Here is a 20,053-nt window from a genome sequence, read left to right on the forward strand (position 1 = left end):
GGGTATGAGAAGCAAAGTTCGACTTGTTGGTACGAAAGCGCGACTAACGACGTGGGCGACGCGCGGCCTGCCGCGTCGCGAAACCGGATGACGGTTTTTTCACGAAGCATCCACTACACCGTCAGACCCCGGAGCCTAGGTGCGAGCGATGGAAATGCCGCGTCTTGTCGATCGTCCGATCCGCCGCCGTCCGGCCCGCCGCGCCTTGCGCTGGCTGGGTGGGGGGGCGGTGCTGATCGTCGCCGCGCTGCTGGCGCTGGCGGGCATTGCCGGTTTCTTCGACCGCGATCCAATCCACCAGTTCGGCCATTTCGGTCAGGAGCGGGTCCCGGTCGTCGGCCTGTTCTTCTCGGGTGATATGGGGCTTCGGTTCGGCATGGGTCCGCACGTCACCAGCGCGCTGGCGGCGCAGGGCATCCCGGTGATGGGGGTGAATTCCCCGACGATCTTCGGCCGGCGCCGCAACCGCGCCGAGGTCGATGACCTGGTCGCGGGCACCGTGCGGGCCGCGCTGGAGCGGGCGCATGCCGACCGGGTCGTGCTGGTCGGACAGTCGTTCGGGTCGGATATCATCGGTACCGGCATCGCCCGGCTGCCGGCCGATCTCCGCGCGAAGGTCGCCGCGATCGTGCTGGTGGTGCCGGGACGGAGCGTGTTCTTCCGCGCCGATCCAACCAGCCTCGCCTATCGCGGCACGCCCGACGCCCAGGCGATCGACGCGGCACGGACCCTGTCCTGGGCGCCGCTGACCTGCATCTATGGCGCGCGCGAGACCGACAGCCTGTGCCCGCTGCTTGGCGGGGTCGCGCGGCGCATCGAACTACCCGGGGGGCATTTCCTCAACAATGATCCGGCCCGGCTGATCCCGACGATCCTCGGCGCGCTGCGCCCGGTCCTGCCCAAGAGTATCCCGTCATGATCTTGCGACTCCTCATCCTGATGCTCGCCCTTGTCGCCACGCCCGTTTTTGCCGGGACGACAGCCACTCGCGACATGCCGATCGGGCTGTGGCAGAACCCGAAGGGCACGCTCCGCGTGCGCACCATGGCTTGCGGAGATGCGCTGTGCGGCGCGATCGCCGCCGCCACGCCCGTTGCCGAGGCCGATGCGCGCGATGCCGGGATCGACAAGCTGGTCGGTATCGAATTGCTGAAGGACTATCGCAAGATCGGACTCGATCGCTGGGCCGGCACCGTTTATGTGCCAGACATGGGGCACAGCTTCTCTTCGCGGATACAAAGGCTCGCGCCTGATACGCTGAAGATCTCCGGTTGTCTTATCGGAGGGTTCCTGTGCAAGTCGCAGATCTGGAAACGCGTCTGATCCACGCCAAGGCGCGATCGGGCACGGCGCAGTGGATGCTCCGGCATCGCCGCTGGCTGGTCGCCGCCGCGGTGCTGGCGGTCGCGCTTCTCGGCTTCGCCGCTCTCCGCGAGCTGCTCGCCGAAGTCCGGCTCAAGGAAGTGCGGGCCGCATTGCACGCGATACCCGACGCCTCGATCGGCCTCGCCCTTGCGCTGACGGTCGGCAGCTATCTCTGCCTGACGCTCTACGACGTGCTGGCGCTCCGTGCGATCGGGCGGCCGCTGCCTTGGCGGACGGCGGCGCTCGCCTCCTTCACCAGCTATACCGTCAGCCATAATCTCGGCCTCTCGCTGCTGACGGGCGGATCGGCGCGCTACCGGGTCTATGCGACCGCCGGGCTTGAACTCGGCGATGTCGCGCGGGTGACCCTGCTCGCCTCGGCGACGTTCTGGGGCGGGGTCGCCGTGGTCGGGGCGGCGGCGCTCTTCTTCGCCGCGACGCCGATCGAACTTGGCATCGTCACGATCGCGCCGCTTGCTGGGCACCTCGCCGGCGCGGCGCTGCTTGGGGGCATCGTCCTGCTGTTCGCCGTGCGCGCATCCGGGCGCAAACGGATTGGCTGGGGCGATTTCGTCCTGCCGGTCCCGTCGCTCCCGATCCTGTCGGCGCAGATCGGGGTGGCGGCGCTCGACCTGCTGCTTGCCGCGACGACGCTGTACGTGCTGCTGCCCGCCGCCTCGGCACCGCCGCTCGACCTGTTCCTTGTCGCCTATGCGGTCGGGCTCGTGGCGATACTGGTGACTCATGTGCCCGGCGGTATCGGCGTGTTCGAGGCAGTGATGCTGGCGACGGTGCCCGGCGACCGGCCGGGGCTGTTCGCCGCGCTGCTGCTGTACCGCGTCATCTATTACCTGTTGCCGCTGGCCACCGCGGCCGGTTTGCTGGGCGTGCTCGAAGGGCGGCGCCTGCGCCACCCGATCGCGGTCGGCGTGTCGATGGTCGAGCAGGCAAGCCGGGCGCTGGCTCCGCCTCTGCTCGCCGCACTCGTCTTCACCGGCGGCTTGGTGCTGCTTGTGTCGGGTGCGCTGCCCGCCGCGCGCGACCGCATCTTCTGGCTGGCTGACGTCCTGCCGCTGCCCTTTATCGAGGCATCGCATTTCTCGGCGAGCCTGGCGGGCACTGTGCTGATCATGGTGTCGCCAGCGATCAACGCGCGGCTGCGCAGCGGCTTCATCGCCGCGCGGCTGCTGCTGGTCGGGGGGGCTGTCTTCTCGATCCTGAAGGGCGTGGATTATGAGGAAGCGGCGATCCTGACGGTGATCGCGGGCATCCTGCAATATTGCCGTCCCGCCTTCTATCGCCGCGCCGGTGTGTTCGACGCGCCGTTCCAGCGCCTGTGGCTCGCCGCCGCGATGGTCGCGCTCGCGCTCAGCCTGTGGGCCGGCTTCTTCGCGTACAAGCGCGTGCCCTATTCGACCGACCTGTGGTGGGAATTCGCCTGGCGGGGCAATGCCCCCCGCTTCCTCCGGGCGAGCGTCGGCGCGGTCGTCGTCCTCGTCGCGGTGGCGGCGTGGCGGCTGCTCGCTGCGCCGGTGCGCGCGCATGGCGAAAGCGTGCTGGCGCGCGAGATCGCCGACCGCGCCTTCGCCGTTTCTTCCCGCGCCGACGCGGCGCTCGCCTATACCGGCGACAAGCATTTCATCGTTTCGGCCTCGGCCGACGCCTTCCTGATGTACCGCGTGCAGGGCCGCACCTGGGTCGTGATGGGGGACCCGGTCGGCCCGGTCGCCGCCTGGTCCGAACTGGTCTGGCGGATCCGCGCCGAATGCGATGCGGCGCATGGCCGGCTCTGCTTCTATCAGGCGAGCACCGACATGCTGCCGCTGCTGGTCGAACTCGGCCTGCAGACGATGAAATATGGGGAGGAGGCGCATGTGCCGCTCGATCCCTTCTCTCTCGACGGCCCCACCGGCAAGTCGCTGCGTCATTCGGTGCGTCGGGCCGAGGCGGCCGGGCTGCGGTTCGAGATACTGCCTGTCGCGAACGTCGCCGCTTATGGCCCGGCGCTGAAAGAAGTGTCAGACGCGTGGCTGCGCGGCAAGGCAGGGGCGGAGAAGCGTTTCAGCATCGGGCGCTTCGACCCCGATTACCTGGTCCGGTTCGATTGCGCGGTGTTGTGGCAGGAGGATCGCATCATTGCCTTCGCCAATATCTGGGCGACGCGGAACCGTCACGAATTGTCGGTCGACCTGATGCGGCATTTCCCCGACACGCCCTATGGCACGATGGATCTGCTGCTCGTCCGTCTGATGCAATGGGGGGAGGCCGAGGGCTATCGCCGTTTCAACCTGGGCATGGCGCCGTTGTCGGGGCTGGGCGGCGGGCGGCTCGCGCCGGGTTGGTCGCGGATCGGCCATGCCATCTACGGCCATGGCGAGGCGCTGTACGGCTTTGCGGGGCTCCGGTCGTTCAAGGCGAAGTTCCACCCCGACTGGCAACCGCGCTATGTCGCGACGCCGCCCGGGCTTCCTGCTGCCCGCACGATGATCGACCTGATCGCGCTGATCGGGGGCTGAGCGTCAGTTCCTCGCGGCCATTGTCCCGTCCGTAGAGGCTACACGTCCCGGCGGTTCAGTCCATGACCTCGGTCGCCCCGATCCACAGCGAGCTCGATCCGCGCGCGTCATGCTCGACCCGCAGGCGCAGGCCCCAGCCGCGAATCGTTTCGATCGGCTTCTTCGCGCCCATTGCAGCGAATTTGCGGCGGATACGGAACACCAGCACTTCGCAGGTATCTGGCTGCGCATTGTTCTCGGCGAGCAGGTTGCGCAGATCGGACCAGGTGGCACGGCCACGCTTGATCAGCTTCACCACGATCGCCGCCTCTAGAGGAGACAACGGCACTGGCCGGCCATTCCAGCAAACCTCGAGCGGATCGAAGGTCGCGGTCAGCGAGCCTCGCTTGATCAGCGGACGACGCCCTTCCTCGTCCGGAATCGACGTGACTGGCGCGTGGGATCGGACATCGGAACGAGGGGCGGTGCCGTGCATGCAATATATGATAGTCGGGCGACATGGCGTCTCACCCGGGATGCCGCGAACGGCGTTCAGCCCCGGACGAACGGCATAAATGGCGCGAACGGCACGTAGAGCCCGATCAACGTCACAAAGGTGCTGTTTACCGGTCAAGCGGTCGCTGGCTACGATGGCTGGTGCATGTGACGATGGAATCCCTTCCGCAGGAGAATGAGAGCGTCCGGGCGATCCGGCGCACGATGATCTGGTTCATCCTGCTGTTCTGGACGACGCAATTCTCGATCCTGACGCTGATGCGCCGGCTGAACATGGGCGACGAGGAGAAGCTGTCCTACCTCCTGCCGCGCCTCTACGTGACGATTATCGCGATCGGCCTGTCCTTCGTCATCGCCAACCAGCTTCGGCGCTTCGCCGGCCGATCGATGAAGGTCAAGCTGATCGCTGCCCTGGTCGCGGCGCTTGTCGGCTGCGCCCTCCATGGCGCGGCGAACCTCTTAATCTTCGACTGGCTGGTCCCCGAATCGAACATGGATTCCTTCTCGACAGGCCTTTATGTCGTCGCACTGCTGCAATGGTTCTGGTCCTACGCCGCGCTGTGCGCCTTGCTGGTCGCCGTCACCAGCAGCCTCGAACTGAGCGACCGGGAGCGGCGGATCGCCCGTCTGCAGCGCATCGCCCATGCTGCCCAGCTCCGCGCGCTGCGGTATCAGCTCAACCCGCATTTCATGTTCAATACGCTCAATTCGATCGCGGCATTGATCTCCCGGCGCGAGGCGGAGAGTGCCGAGGCTATGGTGGAAAACCTCGCTGATTTCCTGCGCGCCGGCCTGTCGCTCGATCCGCACGAGGACATCCCGCTGGAAAAGGAGATCGAGCTCCAGTCGCTTTACCTGTCGATCGAGGAATTGCGGTTTCCCGATCGGCTGAAGGTCGAAATCGATGTTCCCGAAGATGTCCGGTCTGCGCTGGTGCCGAGCCTCGTCACCCAGCCGCTGGTGGAGAATGCCGTGCGCCATGCGGTCGCGACCAGCCTTGAGCCGATCATGCTGCGCATCGCCGCGCGGCGCGAGGGCGAATGGTTGCGTATCGCCGTGTGCAACAGCGCGCCGGTGGGCGGAACGCCGTGCGTCAGGGGCACTGGCGTCGGCCTGACCAATGTCGCGGATCGGCTGCGCGCGCGCTTCGCGCGGAATTGTCACTTCCTCGCCGAGCGGCAGAGCGATGGGGGCTTCATGGTGACCATCGAAATCCCCTGGTCGACGGCGGGGTGAGGCGATGATCCGGCTTCTCCTTTGCGACGATGAATTGCTGGCGATCCAGCGGCTGCAGGACCTGCTTGGCCGGATCGAAGGGGTGGAAATCGTCGGCACCGCGGCCAACGGTACCGCGGCACTCGCGGAGATCGCTGCCTGTGCCCCCGATGCGGTGCTGCTTGACGTCGAGATGCCCGCGCTCGACGGATTCGACGTGGTGGAAGAACTGGCCCGCGTCGGCGAGGCCGCGCCGCTGATCGTGTTCGTCACTGCCTATCCCCATTTCGCCGCGACGGCGTTCGAAGCGGGGGCGATCGATTTCCTCACCAAGCCGATCCGGCTGGGCCGGTTGCAGACGGCGATCGACCGCATCCGCCGCTCGATCGAGGACCGCAGCGCCCGGGCCCGGCTCAACGAGCTGGCGGGCCAGCTCGACGCGCTGCGCCGGGAGCGGGCGGGCGACGTTGCCGAATCCCGCCATATCTGGGTGCAGCGCCGGGGCGAGACGGTGCGTGTCGATCTCGACCGGGTCGACTGGGTCGCCGCGGAGGGCGAATATGTCCGGCTGCATCTTGGCGACGCCAATTATCTTCACCGCGAATCGCTGACCGCGTTGCTCGAGCAGCTCGATACCCAACGCTTCGCCAGGATCCACCGCTCCTATATCGTCAATCGGGAGCGTATTTCGTCAGTGCGGCGACTGGCGACGGGAAGCTATCAGCTCAGCACCGATGCCGGAAACAAGCTGCCGGTGGGACGCAGCTATCGCCGGACCGTCCGCGACATGATCGCCAACGACCGGATTCCCCCGGACTAGCGAGTGGCCGTGTCGTTGCGCGGCAATGCGCGCAGCATGGCGTCGAGCCATTCGATGCGGGCGCGGATCGAGCGCATGGCGTTGTCGTGGACGAACGCCTTGAATGGTACCGAGACACCTTCCTCATAGCGCTCGAGCGCCTCGACCTGGGCAGTGAGCAATTGCCTGGTTTCGAGGATCCACTCGATCCGTTCGCGTTCGGTCAGCAGGTCGAAGGACTGGACCTTGGTTCGCAGGGGATCTTCCAGGAGGAGGTGACCGGGCCGTATCTCCTTCACCCAGGCGCGCACCGCTTCCTCGCCGGCGGCGGTGCAGCTCAACTGCTCGGTGCCACGGGCATCGCCTTCGACGACTTGCTTCAGGAGCAACCCGCGTTCCGCCAGGCGCCGGATGAGCGGATAGATCTTGCCCTTGCTCGTGTTGAAGTTGCTGACGGGCGATCCGTCATAGATCTTGGAGACAAGATAGGCGGTGACTGGCTGGATCCGCAGCACTAGCGCCAGGAAGGTGCCCTCGTGATCGGTAAGGCTCAGGTCGCGATCAACCAACGGCATTCCCATCCCACGATGCTTAGCAGCAGCACCGCGCGGTCAGCAAGCGGGCGTCTGGCGGATCAATAGAGCCCGGGTGGCAGGTCTGCCGCATCGGGTTCCCGCGTCGGTCCTTGGGTATCCTTCGGACGTGCGTCGTCGCGTCGGGACGTGTCCGTGGCTGGCGCGGTTTCCGTGTCCGGCGGGTTTCCGGTGCATTCGGCCTTCATGCGGTGCGGCTATCGCGACCGCACGGCCGCTCCGCCCGGAATGTGCCGAGTGTCCGGCCTGCTGTCGCGACTGTCGCGCTGAACCGTCGAACGGCATGCTTTTCCGGTCCGGCGGTTTGTCGCTGGCCGACATCGGAATTCTGTTGCGGGCGTCGTGATGTGTATGCAAGCTTCCCTTGTCCTATATCCTATTCAGCGGGGAGTGGGGTGCGCTGCGCATCCGGAAGAGACTGAGATGATCCGGCCAATGGCGCTGTACACCTGGTGACGGGCGTGTCCGACGCGGCGCCGACGCCGCGCCAGTTGCTGCGCGCGCTGTTCGACGAAGCTGTCGGTGCCGTCACCGCCGAACGCTGCATGCCCGCCGGGATCGTCGGCGAACCAGTGGCCGGCCGCACCCTGATCGTCGCGATCGGCAAGGCAGCGGCGGCGATGGCTTCGGTCGCGGCGGGCATGGTGCGCGGGCCGGTGTCGGGGCTGGTGATCACCCGCCATGGCCATTCCGGACCACCGCACCTTCTGCCTCCCGATTTCGAGGTGATCGAGGCTGGCCATCCAGTGCCCGATACGGCAAGCCTCGCCGCCGCCGTGCGCGCGCTTGAGCTTGTCCGGGCCCTGGGCGCGGAGGATCGGCTGCTCGCGCTGGTCTCGGGCGGCGGCTCCGCGTTGTTCGTCATGCCGGTGCCGGGTGTCTCGCTGGCGGACAAGCAGGCCGTTACGCGGGCACTCCTTCGCTCTGGCGCGGCGATCGCCGAGATCAACAGCGTCAGGAAGCATTTGTCGATGGTGAAGGGCGGGCGGCTCGCGGTTGCCGCCGCGCCGGCGCGTGTCATCACGCTGATCGTCTCCGATGTACCGGGGGACGACCCTTCCTTCGTCGCTTCGGGACCGACCGTGGCTGATCATACGAGCCTGGAAACGGCGCGTGCGATCGTCGCGCGCTACGCCATCCCCTTGCCTGCTCCGGTCGTGGCGGCGCTTGGCGACCCGGCCAACGAGACGCCGCCGGCTGACTCACCCGGGCTAGCGGAGGGCGAGGTGCTGATCGTCGCGCGTGCCCGGGACGCGCTCCAGGCTGCGCGGCTGCTCGCTGAGAAGCACGGCTGCGAGGTCACCGATCTGGGCGACGATCTCGAAGGGGAGGCGCGGCATCTCGGTGCTGAGCACGCCCGGCTCGCGCGTCGGCTCGCGGCGGAGGGGAAAGCGCGGGTGATCCTGTCGGGCGGCGAGACGGTGGTGCGGGTGACCAATCCGAAAGGGCAGGGCGGGCGTAACCTGGAATATCTGCTCGGTCTGGCCATCGCGCTTGACGGGGCCCCGGCTATCCATGCGATCGCCTGCGATACCGACGGCATCGACGGGACGGGGGACAATGCCGGGGCGATCGTCACACCAAATACCCTCGCGCGGGCCAGCGCGCTGGGGCTCGATGCGCGGGCGATGCTCGATGCGAACCTGGCTTATCCGTTTTTCGAAGCGCTCGGTGACCTGGTCGTGACCGGGCCGACACGCACCAATGTCAACGATTTGCGCGCGATCCTGATAGCGCCGGAAGGGGGCCGACTGAACCGGTACCGATAAAAGCGCGGGGGGATGAAAGGCGCCTGCAGAAGGTGACATCGGAACAGATTCATTTGTCACCCGCCCTGATGGCGGCTGCGGACGGGCCCACCAGTCGGGGTCGGGAGGCCAGTGTCCTTTTCAGTCCTCCGCCGCGCGGTGTCGACTTGCGACTGCCGTCGCGCTGACCGGCAACGCATGTCGCGGCCGCGGCGATTCGGCGTTATGGAGGCCCGATGTGCAACGACTATCGTCTCGAGGTGGATGCGGCGACGCTGATCGATGGCTTCGCCGAGCTGGAGATCGATATCCGTTTTCCGGAAGGCCTGCCCAACATCGAGCCGCGAGCTGACATCAAGATCACGGATAGCGCGCCGATCGTCTGTTCAGTGGCGGGGGTGCGCGCGGCGGGCGAACTGGTGCAGCGCCGCTGGAGCTGGCCCGGGCCGAACCGCAAGCCGGTCTATAATTTCCGCTCCGACGGCCGCGAATTCCCGAATGGGCGCTGTCTGGTCCTCGCCGACGGCTTCTACGAATTCACCGCGCCCGAGGACCCGAAGAAGAAGCGCAAGGACAAGTGGTTGTTCACCATGAGGGGCCAGCCCTGGTTCTGCATCGCCGGCCTGTGGCGCACCAGCGACGTGGGCGAGGCCTTTACCCTGCTGACCATGGAGCCGGGGCCGGACATCGCACCGTATCATGACCGCCAGATCGCGATCCTCGACCGGTCGCGCTGGGCGGACTGGCTCGATCCGTCGGTGCCGGCGCGAGAGGTGCTGCACGCACTTCCGGCGGGTAGCCTGGCGGTGGCGCAGGTTGGGTAACCAGTCCCAACCCCCGTTCGTTTCGAGCGAAGTCGAGAAACATTGATAGAACGTCCAGTCGGGTTTCTCGATTTCGCTCGAAACGAACGGAGAAAGGCTCGATGCGCATGAACGGAAGAAGCGCTTAGCCGCTTGCTGCCATCGTCCTCGACACCGCCTCCGCGGTAGCCGCGTCGGCAGGAAAAAACGTCTCCAGAGTCAGCTCCGCCAGCGTCACGTCCTGCGCGGTGCCGAACACCGTCGTGGTGCTGAGGAAGCTTAATACCAGGTCGCCCACCAGCAATTTCAGCGGGACTGCGATTCCGCCGAGATCCTCGGGTCTCGCATCTGACGACGGCGGGGCGGGATAGCCGTCGAGCTCGGTCACCAGCGCGTCCAGGTCCGCGTCGCCTGCTGCTTGTGCCTGGCGCTTGAGCCGCGCGATCAGGTGGTGCCGCCACTCGGCCAGGTTGAGGATGCGCGGCGCGAGTCCCTGCGGGTGAAGCGCCAGCCGCATGACGTTCGGCCTGTCGAGTAGCAGGGGATCCACCCCGATCAGCAGCGGCGCCACGCCGCGGTTGGACGCGACCAAGTTCCAGTGCCGGTCGACCGCCAGTGCCGGCCATGGCTCGTGCCCGGCAAGGATCAGGTCGATCGCGCGCCGCGCGCCGGCCATTTCGGGATCGTCGAGCGATCGCTCGCCGAACAGGGGGGCGAAGCCCGCGGCCGTCAGCATCAGGTTGCGCTCCCGCATCGGCATGTCGAGTTGCTCCGACAGGCGAAGCACCATCTCGCGGCTTGGCCTCGCCCGCCCGGTTTCGAGAAAGCTCAGGTGACGCGCCGAGATCTCGGCGTCGAGCGCCAGGTCGAGCTGGCTCAGCCGCCGTATCCGGCGCCATTCGCGCAAATGATCCCCGACGTTCCGTGCGGCGACAGTCATTTTCGTTCCTCCCTCGGCGCCTGACTCTGTACCGGTGACCAATGCGGCACCATTACCTCAGGGGTAATCGACGCACCTACCTCCTTCGCCGAAAACGGCTGCACCAACCAGAAGGAGGTAACCATGACCGATACGACCAAAACCATCCGCACCATCCTTGGTGTCGATGCCCTGACCTGCCTCGCCGCCGGTGCCGTAATGAGTCTCGGGTCGGGCCTTCTCGCCGGGCCGACCGGGCTTCACCCAAGCCTGTTGCTGGTGGCGGGGTGTAGCCTGTTTCCGGTCGCGGCGCTGTTTGCCTGGATGGCGAAGACGTCGCTGCTCAATGGTCCGCTGGTGCTGCTCGCCGTTGTCGGCAATATCGGTTGGGTCGCGGCAAGCATCGCCGTGGTCCTGATGACGGAGCCGACCCTGTTCGGCACGGTGTTCGTCTTGGCCCAGGCGGCGACGGTGGCTGTGCTTGCCTGGCTTGAGTTCGGCCACCGGCCGCAGTCGGGGCGGACACTGGCCGCATGAGGGCGTTCAGGGACGGCTCCGATGGGCCGTCCTTTTTCGATGCCGATTTCCCCGCGGCGTGGCAATGAAGGCGATCGACGCCATCATATGGAGTTCAGCCGGGAAACATGGGCAAGGCACGTACCGCGATGGACGGCCCGGCGCACCCGGCGTCTCCGGTCGACAGCGCCATCGGCAACGTCGCGCGGGTCCGCGCCATCCTGATCGCCTCGGCCAGGGCGGGCGAGGCGATCAGCTATTCGCACCTGCTGGCCGAACTCGGCCACCGCTTCACCCGGCCGAAGATGCGGGCCGTATGCAAGACGCTCGACGCGGTCGATGCCGCGGGGGCCGAAGTGGGCGAGCCCGAACTGGCTGTCCTGGTCGTGCGCGAATCCGATGGGTTGCCGGGCCAGGGATGGTGGGTTGGCGGCGTCGCGATACGGCGCGGCTATGAAGGCCCCTGGATCGGAGCTGAGGCTTTGCGCTTCGTGCGGGGGCTGCAGGAGGAGGCGTTTGACTGGTGGCGGGCCAAATGACGCCTCGCCGGTAAACCGGAACTGACTGTCGCGATTGGCGCAGGAAGCAATTTTCTGCATATCGGCCGCGTTGGAATCAGCAGCCGGCATGAGACGACCGATGCGCCAAATGAGGTGGGCCGCAGCCGCGGCCTTGCTGGTGGCCGGATGGCAACCGGCCGCCGCCGCTGACGGGGACGCAGCGATCGGCATATGGCGCAACACGCAGGACAGCGTTCATATCGAGGCGCGTCACTGCGGCGCCAGCATGTGCGGGAAGGTCGTCTGGGCAAACGCCAAGGCCATCGCCGATGCGAGAAGGGGCGGCACCGCGAACCTGGTCGGCACCGATCTTTTCCGGGATTTTCGCAAGGACAAGAAGGGGCCATGGCGCGGCAAGGTGTTCGTCCCCGATATCAACAAGACCTTTTCCGGCACGGTGATGCTGATCGACGCGAACACGGCAAAGGGCAGCGGATGTCTTGTCGGCCGCGTGGGTTGCCGATCGCAGACGCTGACGCGGCTCAAATGACCGGACAGGACCGGGAGGGGCGCGGCGAACCGCCCGCCGCCCAGTCTTGCCGCCAAGTGTCATTCGGCGCCCGACACCACCGGTAGCCAGACCGCGCTTGGCGTCTCGCCGCCACGCTCGATCGTGACGGTCGCCTTCTTGTAGTCGGTCTTCTTCGCGAAGAAGATGTTCGGCACATACGTCTGCGGGTTGCGGTCGTAGAGCGGGAAAAGGCTCGACTGGATCTGCACCATGATCTTGTGGCCCGGCTTGAACACATGGTTCACCGCGGGCAGGCGAAAGCGGTAGCGCTGGACCTTGTCGGCCGGGATCGCGCTCGGCCTGGCGAAGCTGTCGCGGTATCGGCCGCGGAAGATGTCGAGGCTCACGGCGAGCTGGTACCCGCCCATCGTCTTGTCGCTCGCGACTTCGTCCGGATAGACGTCGATCACCTTGACCACGAAATCGCCGTCGGTGCCGGTGGTCTTCGCATAGATGTCGGCCATCGGCACGCCGGATACCGCCACCGCCTTGGTGAGCACCGGCGTCTCGTAGGTCAGCACGTCGGGGCGGCCGTCCGCATGGCGTTGGTCGCTGACCAGCCAGCTTTGCCAGCGTCCGTCACCGAAATTCACCGGACGCGGCAGATGCGGCACTGGCTTGGCCGGGTCGGAGACATAGCTGTCGCCCCCTGCCTCAGGCTTGTCGAAGCCGAGGCCCCAATCCCCCGACATGTAGATCGGCTTCATCGGTGCCGCGCAGCCGGTGTCGCAGGCGAGCGGCCATTTGTCGAACCTGTTCCACTTGTTCTCGCCGGTGTTGTAGAAGGTCACCGATGGCGGCGTGAAGGCTGGCGCCCCGTCCTTGAGATAGGCGTTGAAGAAAGGCAGCAGCACGTCGCGCCGTGCCTGCAGCGCGGTGTCGCCCTCGAACTTGAGTGCACCGAGGGATGAGCCGTTATAGTTGAACCCGCTGTGCCGCCACGGGCCCATCAGCAGGAAATTGTTGCCGCCGTGGCCGACCTTGTTGAGTTCCTCCCAGGCGTGGATCGCGCCGTACATGTCCTCCTGGTCCCAGATGCCCTGTTCCCACAGGGTCGGCACCCTGGACGGTGCGGCGGCGAGCAGTTTGTCGAGTGCCTGTCCCGACCAGAATGCGTCATAGGCGGGGTGCTTCGACATGCGGTTCCAGTAGGGCAACTGGTCGAAGCCCGACTGTTTCGCCCACTCGCCGGCTGAGCCGACCTTGCGGAACGTGTCGTAATCGTCCCAGGCCGGTGAACCTGCCGACTTGCCCGCGCCCTTGTAGCCGGTCTGCCCGGCGAGCCAGCCGATATTGGTCAGGCGGAACGCGCCGTAATGGAACCAGTCGTCGCCCATCCAGCCGTCGATCATCGGGCTCTCCGGCGCCGCGACCTTCAGCGCCGGATGCGGGTTGAGCAGCGCCATGACCACGGTGAAGCCCTCATAGCTCGACCCGAGCATGCCGACCTTGCCATTGCTTTCGGGCAGGTTCGCCTTGTTCACCAGCCAGTCGATCGTGTCGTACGCGTCGGTGACATGGTCGACCTTGGTCTTGTTCAGCGGGCCGATCACCGGGCGGGTGACGATGTAGTCGCCCTCGGAGTCGTATTTGCCGCGGATGTCCTGGAACACGCGGATATAGCCGTCCTTGACGAACAGCTCGTCGCCCTCGGGCAGGGTCGAGATCATATTGGGACTGTCGATGCGCATCACGCGGCCGGATGCATTGTAGGGCGTGCGGGTCAGCAGGATCGGTGCGTTCTTCGCGTTCTTGGCGACGATGATGACGGTGTGGAGCTTCACCCCGTCGCGCATCGGGATCATCACCTCGCGCTTCTCATAGTCATAGCTGGCGGTGGGCGGCGTGAACTTGGCGGGGATGTCGCCACCGGGCGCCGTGGTCGGCGTCGACTGGGCCACGGCCATGGAAGAGAGAAGCGTCGTGGCGAGAAGCGCGAACCCGAACCGCATGAGCAATTTCCCTGTTATATTTATGTCCCTCCACATGGCATGGCCAATGGTGCTTTACCGTGTCAACCCGGTGGCACGGGATGGGTGCCACCGGGCGATCGTCCCCCAGCGGTGCCCGGGCGACCAGCATCGAATGCATGGCGCGACGCCGTGCGGGAAAGGCCCCGCGTGGTGGTTGTGCCCCGCTCTGGCAATCCCGTTCGATGCCGAAGATCCGGACGGTGTCAGGCACATCCTGTTCGACAAAAGGGATCGGCAACCGGCGGAGGCTATCCTATGAGCAAGGTAGCGGGATGGGGTAGGGGGAAAGACGTCGATGTCTGGGGCGAAACAGCTTCATCATGAGCGGATGCGGCAATGTGCCTGCCCGACCGATGCCGCACGGCGCAGATGAGGCGCTATCCCGCCGCCCTCGCGCGTCGGATGCGGGCGTTGTTGCGCCGTCGGACCACGGCCGAGCTTCAATCCTCGGCGACGATCGATCTGCGTTCGCCCGGGATCGCGGCTGATCCCTTTCCCCATTATGAAACCCTGAGGCGGGAAGGATCGGTACTGTTCCTGCCGCAGAACGACTACTGGATCGTCCTTGGCCATGAGGCGGTCCGTTCGGCGCTCGCCCGGCCCGAGCATTTCTCCAATGCACCCTACCGGGACGTGGACGCTGTCCTGCTCGCCGCCGATCCACCCGTCCAGACGGTGATCCGGCGCACGGTCGCGCGGCTATTCTCTCCCGCCGTGACGGCCCGGCTGGAAGCGACCGCGTCGCGACTGTCGGAGGCGCTTGTTCGGCCCGAGCTGGATGCCGTCGCGAACTATGCGATCCCGGTCAGCCGGGGGGTCACGGCGGACCTGCTCGGCCTCGACGCGGCGGGCATGGACGATATCGTCCATGCCGAGGAAGTGTCGCGGGGAACGGCGGACCCGCTGGGCAATTTCGTCCGCAGCCTCGACGCGCTGGCGCCTCGCTCGACGATGTTCGGTGCGCTGACCGGTGCAGGGATTCCCGAAGAGTCGGCGCGAAGCCTTGTCCGGCTGATGTGGCTCGCCGGCACCACCACGACTCAACGGGTGATCTCGCGGACGATCCTTCGCGTTATCGAATGCGACAGTGACCAGCGGGCACTGCGGGCGGACCCTGCTCTGCTGAGGCCGTTCGTCGAAGAGATACTTCGGTTGCATCCGCCCGAACATATGGTGCCGCGCCTGGCGATGGCCGATGTCGAACTGGACGGCGTCACCATTCCGGCGGGGGCCGATGTCAGGTTGTGCCTGAGCGCGGCCAATCGCGATCCCGCTCAATTCGGACAACCCGACCGGATTCGGTTCGACCGGGGGAATGCCCGGCATTTCGCGTTCGGCTCCGGTGCTCATGCCTGTATCGGCGCGCAAGTCGGCCGCGCGACGGCCAACATCGCCGTGGCGACCTTGTTGCACCGTTCCGCCGCCCTCCACGCTCTCCGGCCGCTGCATGAAATCCGCTATTTCGCGACCGAGGCGGCGCTTTCCCCGGAAAGCCTGGAAATCGGGGTGATGCCGATATGATCGCCGCTGCCGCAACCTCCGCAGGAACGGCGGGGGGACTTCGTCCGGCGAGGGAGCGGCTATGACTCTCTCCCGCGTTGCGGCATAGGCGGCCGATGGAAGACATCGTCTATAGCGCCAGCCCGGAGCTACGCCGGCCGCGCCATTTTTCGGCGAAGGCGATGGTCGACCTGCGCGCCTCGGGCGCGATCGCGTGGCGGCTCTTCCGCAGCAACCTGCGCGTACGGCACCGCAGGACCTTTCTGGGTTATCTCTGGCTGCTGATGCCGGTGATGGGTACCGTGCTGATCTGCAGCTATATCCATTCGCGGCGGATCGTCAGCATCGCGCCGACCAGCCTGCCCTATCCGCTGTTCGTGCTCTCGGGCATGATCCTGTGGCAATCCTTCGTCGACGCCATCAATGCGCCGTTGCAGCAACTGACGGCCGCGCGACAGCTGATCACGCGAAGCCGGGTCCCGCATGAGGCGATCATCCTCGCGGGAGCGATGGAGGTGCTGCTCAACGCCGTGGTCCGTCTCGCGGTGCTTGTGGTGGTGATCGCCATCTGGGTACCCTTCGTGCCGTCGATGGCGCTGATCCCGGCGGGCGTCGTGGCGCTGGTGGTGTTCGGTCTGGCGATCGGGCTGGCGGTGGCGCCGCTGGGGCTGCTGTATGACGATATCGGCCGCGTGATCGCGATGGCGATGACCTTCTGGTTCTTTCTGACCCCGGTGATCTATCCCTTGCCCTCCTTTGGGCCGCTCCGTTTCAATCCGGTCGCGCCGCTGCTCGTTACGACCCGGAACTGGTTGCTGGGCTGGTGGGGCGTTTCCAACGGCTTTCTGGTGATCGTCGGCATCGCCCTTGTCGGCCTGGTCGCCGCCTGGCTGTGGTACCGGCTTGCCCGACCGCATGTCGTCAGCCGGTTGGGTTGAGCGATGGAGGTCGCAGCGCCCCCCTTTGCCGGTCTCGACATGTCAGACGCACCTGATCGCGCCGCGCGTTCGGGGAAGGGCGATACGACGCTGTCGGTTTCCAACCTGTCCAAGAAATATTGCGGCGATCTGAAAAAGGCGCTGTTCTACGGTCTGGGCGACATCGCGGGCGAGATGTCGGGGCGACAATGGTGGGCAGGTCGCCTGCGCCCCGGCGAATTCTGGGCGCTCGACGATGTTTCGTTCGACGTGCGGCGCGGCGAGGCTGTCGCCGTGATTGGGCGCAACGGTGCCGGCAAGAGCACCTTGCTGCGGGTGATCTACGGTCTTCTGAAACCCGATATGGGGCAGGTGCGCATCGCGGGTCGGTCCGAGGCGATCATCGAGCTCGGCACCGGTTTCAACCCGCTGCTTACCGGCCGCGAGAATATCGAGGTCGGCGCGTCGCTTCATGGCCTTGATCCGGACGCGACCGGGCGTCTGCTCGAGGCAGTGATCGATTTCGCTGAACTGGCGGAGTTTATCGATGCCCCGCTGCTGTCCTACAGTTCGGGCATGAAGGCACGTCTCGCCTATTCGCTCGCCGCGCATCTCGGGCCGGACCTGTTGCTGGTGGACGAGGCGCTGGCGGTGGGGGATCTCGCTTTCCAGCACAAATGCATTCGCCACATGCGGCAGTTCGTCCAGGGCGGCGGATCGCTGCTCCTGGTCTCCCACAATGTGCAGCAGATTCAGACGGCGTGCGACCGCGCGGTGTTGCTCGAACGGGGGCGCGTGATACTCGAGGGCGGCGTGGCCGATGCGGTCAGCAGGATGCTTGAGCAGCGGCCGGCGGTCGAGGCGAGCCAGACGGGCGACTTCGCCGCCAATGGCCCGGTGCGCATGGGCGGGCTCAACATGGTACCGGGAAGCGGCGAGGATATCCGCACAGGACGGCCGGCCGAGGTGACGCTTCGCTACGAGGCCGACCTGGCGACCGAGGTGATATGGGCGCTGAGCATCTGGACCGAGGACCGATGGACCTGTGTTTGCGGTGCGGTCGATACGGCACCGCGGCGTCTCGACGCGGGTCGCGGCATTCTCCGGTGTATCCTGCCCGATGTGCCGCTGCTCGCCGGCCGCTACATCGTCCGCGCGACATTGCTCGATGCCACCACACACTACCCGATCGCGCTGGAGAGTTCGCGGAGCCGGGAATGCCATATCCAGGTGCATACCGATCCGGATCCTGTCCTGAATCTGCAGATCTGGGCGAATCAGCTGGTGCGGCTTGATGCGCAATGGGATGAGCCGCTCCGGGTGTCGCCGGACGGGCCTGACGGGAAATGACCGAAGGGTCTGCCGAGGAGAATTCCGCAATGCGGCGTGATATGGATGAAGCGTTGCTTGCCAGGCTCGTCTGCCCGTCGACGCGGACTCCGTTGCGGCATGATGCGATCGCCGGCGAGCTGGTTTCGGATCAGGCCGGTCTCGCCTACCCGATCCGCGACGGCATTCCCGTCCTGTTGATCGAGGCGGCACGGCGGATCGACACCGACTGATCGCGATGGCCCGCTGGCGACTGGAGCCGTCGACAGCGCAATGGCGACTGGCTAAGCGTCGCCGGATGAACGACGTTCCGGCTTGTCTGGGTCCGAACGGGAATCCGGGAATGGCAATCGTGACACCCAAGGGCAGATTCGACCGCGCCGATGTGCGGGCAGCGCTTGCCGGAGGTCTCGCCTTTCTGGAACGCGTCCAGCTCGACAGCGGGGAGTTCCGCGTGGTGACGTCGCTGCGCAGGGACATGACCGGTGATTGCGAACCCGATCCGTCGATCTTCCCGACCGCCCTGATCGCGCATTGCCTGTCCTTCGCTCCGGCCGCCAACCTGATGCGCGACCGTGGCCTGGCGTTCCTGCTCGCCCAGCGCGATCGCCATGGCCTATGGCGGCACTGGACCCGGGATCACCCGTTCTTTCGCCAGTTGCCGCCCGATATGGACGATACGTGTTGCGTGTCGGCCGCCCTTGCGACCGCTGGCTCGACGGACGGTGCGGACCCGGCGCTGCTCCTGGCGAACCGTGATGCGCAGGGCATGTTCCTGACGTGGATCATGCCCCGGGCTCGCTGGATGGGCCGGGCGCATATGCGGGTGACGCTGCCGCAGCTTCGCCATCTCGTGACGCTCTGGTTCTTCTTCAAGAAGACTTCTGCGGCGCCAGCCGATGTCGATGCGGGCGTGAATGCCAATTGCCTTCATTATCTCGGTAGCTTCCCGGGCGATGCGCGCGTGGTCGAGCGGCTGGTCGGGATATTGCGCCGGGGCGGTGAGCCAGATGCCGACAAATGGTATGAGAACCCCTTCGTACTCTGGTATTTCTTCGCCCGCGCGCTTGGGGACCGTTCGGAAGAGGCACGGGGCTTGCTCCTCGCCAGGCTGGACGCCGCGCCTCCGACGAGTGCGCTGGAGATCGCCTTGTCGATCGCCGCCCGGCTCTATTGCGGTGCGATGCCGCCGGACGAGCTGATCGATGCGTTGCTCGCTCGCCAGTCTTCCGATGGAAGCTGGCCGCGCGCGCCGGTCTATTTCGGAGGGCGCGAACGCCGCCGTGACGGCAGCCTTGCGCCCGCGCATCCCGATACGCCGCACTGGGGATCGGAGGAACTGACCACCGGCTTCTGCATCGAGGCGCTTGCACGGGTATCGCGGACGGAGGCGGCGTGACCCGTCATCTGATTCATATCGGCTATCCGAAGACCGGCTCGACCTTTTTGCAGCGCTGGTTCGCCGCCCATCCGCAGATCGCCTATGCGCATGGCGGCATCGCCGGATTCCGCAGCATTCATTCTCTTGTTGCGGAGGCGGCTGGAAAGGATCCCGGCTATCTGTGGCGCGTCACCAGCCACGAGGCATTCACCTTCCCGTTTCTCGATGCCGGGCGGCGCGATATCGATTTGTCGCATCCGGGCGAAGGAACGCTGGAAGAACGACAGGCGCGCGCCTGCGCCCTGCTCGCGGACAATTTCCCGGATGCGCATGTGCTGATCGTCACGCGCGGATTCCGGTCGATGATCCTGTCCTCCTATTCGCAATATGTCCGGGTCGGCGGCACTGACGATCTGGAAACGCAGATGTGGTTGGGCGGCAAAAATCCCTGGTGCTATGATGAACTGATCGCGATGTACCGCGCCCGTTTCGGCGATCGGGTGATCGTGCTGCCCTATGAATTGCTGGCGCGCGATCCGGCCGGGTTCCGCGCTGAGATGGAACGGCGGCTCGGCGTGGCGCCGTTCGATTTCAAGGACGCCGTGGTCAATCGTTCTCTCTCTCCGGTCGAGCTGCGATGGTATCCTCGCATCGCCCGGCTGGTCAGGCGTCTGCCGTTTCGTCGGCGGATGTCGCGCCTGTACCTTGGTCTCGTTTTCGACAACCGGTTGAGCCGGCCGATCGCGCTGCTCAATCGGCTTTCATCCGCAAAACCGGTCGACAGGACGGTTGTCACTGATGAATTGCTGGAGGCGGTGCGCGGTACCGCCGATGGATTGGCGGCAGATCCGATCTACCGGCCCTTTGCCCGCGACTATCTGTTCGAGCACCGGCTGAATCCGCAATAGACCGC

At 66.1% G+C, this 20,053-nt stretch carries 20 protein-coding genes; 16 read left to right on the forward strand and 4 right to left on the reverse strand.

Annotated features, from left to right (window positions below):
* The first annotated feature begins 148 nt into the window (after window positions 1–148).
* The 3 genes from NDN01_RS24385 to mprF are packed head-to-tail and all read left to right on the forward strand — an operon-like array spanning window position 149 to window position 3,881.
* The gene (locus NDN01_RS24385) at window positions 149–919 is read left to right on the forward strand and encodes an AcvB/VirJ family lysyl-phosphatidylglycerol hydrolase (RefSeq protein WP_272624807.1); all 771 of its coding nucleotides are present in this window, start codon (window positions 149–151) and stop codon (window positions 917–919) included.
* On the forward strand, window positions 916–1,323 hold the full coding sequence (locus NDN01_RS24390; protein ID WP_272624808.1) for a DUF2147 domain-containing protein: 408 nt from the start codon (window positions 916–918) through the stop codon (window positions 1,321–1,323). The genes NDN01_RS24385 and NDN01_RS24390 overlap by 4 nt, the downstream gene beginning before the upstream one ends.
* Window positions 1,293–3,881: a bifunctional lysylphosphatidylglycerol flippase/synthetase MprF gene (mprF, locus tag NDN01_RS24395; RefSeq protein ID WP_336298329.1), complete on the forward strand. Its 2,589-nt coding sequence runs from the start codon at window positions 1,293–1,295 to the stop codon at window positions 3,879–3,881. The genes NDN01_RS24390 and mprF overlap by 31 nt, the downstream gene beginning before the upstream one ends.
* Window positions 3,882–3,936: 55 nt before the next feature.
* Here the strand turns inward: mprF and NDN01_RS24400 are convergent, their stop codons facing one another.
* Window positions 3,937–4,356, reverse strand: a complete 420-nt coding sequence (locus NDN01_RS24400; RefSeq protein WP_272624809.1) for a hypothetical protein — start codon at window positions 4,354–4,356, stop codon at window positions 3,937–3,939.
* Window positions 4,357–4,529: 173 nt separating this feature from the next.
* Between NDN01_RS24400 and NDN01_RS24405 the strand changes: the two genes are divergently transcribed.
* Both NDN01_RS24405 and NDN01_RS24410 read left to right on the forward strand, forming a co-directional pair.
* Complete coding sequence (locus NDN01_RS24405; protein WP_272624810.1) at window positions 4,530–5,612, forward strand: sensor histidine kinase; 1,083 nt, start codon at window positions 4,530–4,532, stop codon at window positions 5,610–5,612.
* 4 nt (window positions 5,613–5,616) lie between these two features.
* A complete protein-coding gene (locus NDN01_RS24410) occupies window positions 5,617–6,411 on the forward strand; it encodes a LytR/AlgR family response regulator transcription factor (RefSeq protein WP_272624811.1) in 795 nt (264 codons plus the stop codon).
* On the opposite strand, the gene NDN01_RS24415 is transcribed toward NDN01_RS24410, so the two are convergent.
* Window positions 6,408–6,965, reverse strand: coding sequence for a hypothetical protein (locus NDN01_RS24415; protein ID WP_272624812.1), 558 nt, complete (start codon window positions 6,963–6,965; stop codon window positions 6,408–6,410). The two genes, NDN01_RS24410 and NDN01_RS24415, sit on opposite strands and share 4 nt — an antisense overlap.
* 470 nt (window positions 6,966–7,435) lie before the next feature.
* On the opposite strand from NDN01_RS24415, the gene NDN01_RS24420 reads away from it, so the two are divergent.
* Both NDN01_RS24420 and NDN01_RS24425 read left to right on the forward strand, forming a co-directional pair.
* Complete coding sequence (locus NDN01_RS24420; RefSeq protein ID WP_272624813.1) at window positions 7,436–8,752, forward strand: glycerate kinase type-2 family protein; 1,317 nt, start codon at window positions 7,436–7,438, stop codon at window positions 8,750–8,752.
* Window positions 8,753–8,967: 215 nt separating this feature from the next.
* Entirely contained in the window at window positions 8,968–9,555 is a 588-nt protein-coding gene (locus tag NDN01_RS24425) for an SOS response-associated peptidase family protein (protein WP_272624814.1), read from the forward strand.
* Between the two features lie 124 nt (window positions 9,556–9,679).
* Here the strand turns inward: NDN01_RS24425 and NDN01_RS24430 are convergent, their stop codons facing one another.
* Window positions 9,680–10,474, reverse strand: a complete 795-nt coding sequence (locus tag NDN01_RS24430; RefSeq protein WP_272624815.1) for a helix-turn-helix domain-containing protein — start codon at window positions 10,472–10,474, stop codon at window positions 9,680–9,682.
* 123 nt (window positions 10,475–10,597) lie between these two features.
* Here NDN01_RS24430 and NDN01_RS24435 point away from each other — a divergent pair, with 123 nt between their 5' ends.
* The 3 genes from NDN01_RS24435 (at window position 10,598) to NDN01_RS24445 (ending at window position 12,019) form a co-directional block, all read left to right on the forward strand.
* Complete coding sequence (locus tag NDN01_RS24435; RefSeq protein WP_272624816.1) at window positions 10,598–10,990, forward strand: hypothetical protein; 393 nt, start codon at window positions 10,598–10,600, stop codon at window positions 10,988–10,990.
* 107 nt (window positions 10,991–11,097) lie between these two features.
* Entirely contained in the window at window positions 11,098–11,508 is a 411-nt protein-coding gene (locus tag NDN01_RS24440) for a ribose-phosphate pyrophosphokinase (protein WP_272624817.1), read from the forward strand.
* A 34-nt stretch (window positions 11,509–11,542) separates the two neighbouring features.
* Complete coding sequence (locus NDN01_RS24445; RefSeq protein ID WP_272624818.1) at window positions 11,543–12,019, forward strand: DUF2147 domain-containing protein; 477 nt, start codon at window positions 11,543–11,545, stop codon at window positions 12,017–12,019.
* A 59-nt stretch (window positions 12,020–12,078) separates the two neighbouring features.
* On the opposite strand, the gene NDN01_RS24450 is transcribed toward NDN01_RS24445, so the two are convergent.
* On the reverse strand, window positions 12,079–13,992 hold the full coding sequence (locus NDN01_RS24450; RefSeq protein WP_443025170.1) for a CocE/NonD family hydrolase: 1,914 nt from the start codon (window positions 13,990–13,992) through the stop codon (window positions 12,079–12,081).
* 390 nt (window positions 13,993–14,382) lie between these two features.
* On the opposite strand from NDN01_RS24450, the gene NDN01_RS24455 reads away from it, so the two are divergent.
* The 6 genes from NDN01_RS24455 to NDN01_RS24480 all read left to right on the forward strand — a co-directional run bounded on the left by NDN01_RS24455 (window position 14,383) and on the right by NDN01_RS24480 (window position 20,048).
* A complete protein-coding gene (locus NDN01_RS24455) occupies window positions 14,383–15,534 on the forward strand; it encodes a cytochrome P450 (RefSeq protein WP_272624819.1) in 1,152 nt (383 codons plus the stop codon).
* A 95-nt stretch (window positions 15,535–15,629) separates the two neighbouring features.
* The gene (locus NDN01_RS24460; RefSeq protein ID WP_272624820.1) at window positions 15,630–16,451 is read left to right on the forward strand and encodes an ABC transporter permease; all 822 of its coding nucleotides are present in this window, start codon (window positions 15,630–15,632) and stop codon (window positions 16,449–16,451) included.
* Between the two features lie 39 nt (window positions 16,452–16,490).
* Complete coding sequence (locus NDN01_RS24465; protein ID WP_272624821.1) at window positions 16,491–17,780, forward strand: ABC transporter ATP-binding protein; 1,290 nt, start codon at window positions 16,491–16,493, stop codon at window positions 17,778–17,780.
* Window positions 17,781–17,809: 29 nt separating this feature from the next.
* Window positions 17,810–17,992: a Trm112 family protein gene (locus NDN01_RS24470; protein WP_272624822.1), complete on the forward strand. Its 183-nt coding sequence runs from the start codon at window positions 17,810–17,812 to the stop codon at window positions 17,990–17,992.
* Between the two features lie 110 nt (window positions 17,993–18,102).
* Window positions 18,103–19,158 carry a hypothetical protein gene (locus tag NDN01_RS24475; protein ID WP_272624823.1) on the forward strand — a complete coding sequence of 352 codons (1,056 nt, stop codon included), beginning with the start codon at window positions 18,103–18,105 and terminating at the stop codon, window positions 19,156–19,158.
* The gene (locus NDN01_RS24480; RefSeq protein WP_272624824.1) at window positions 19,155–20,048 is read left to right on the forward strand and encodes a sulfotransferase domain-containing protein; all 894 of its coding nucleotides are present in this window, start codon (window positions 19,155–19,157) and stop codon (window positions 20,046–20,048) included. Before NDN01_RS24475 ends, NDN01_RS24480 begins: the two co-directional genes overlap by 4 nt.
* The last annotated feature ends 5 nt before the right edge of the window (window positions 20,049–20,053 follow it).

Source organism: Sphingomonas sp. QA11, assembly GCF_028473665.1.
Taxonomy (GTDB): Bacteria; Pseudomonadota; Alphaproteobacteria; order Sphingomonadales; family Sphingomonadaceae; genus Sphingomonas; species Sphingomonas phytovorans.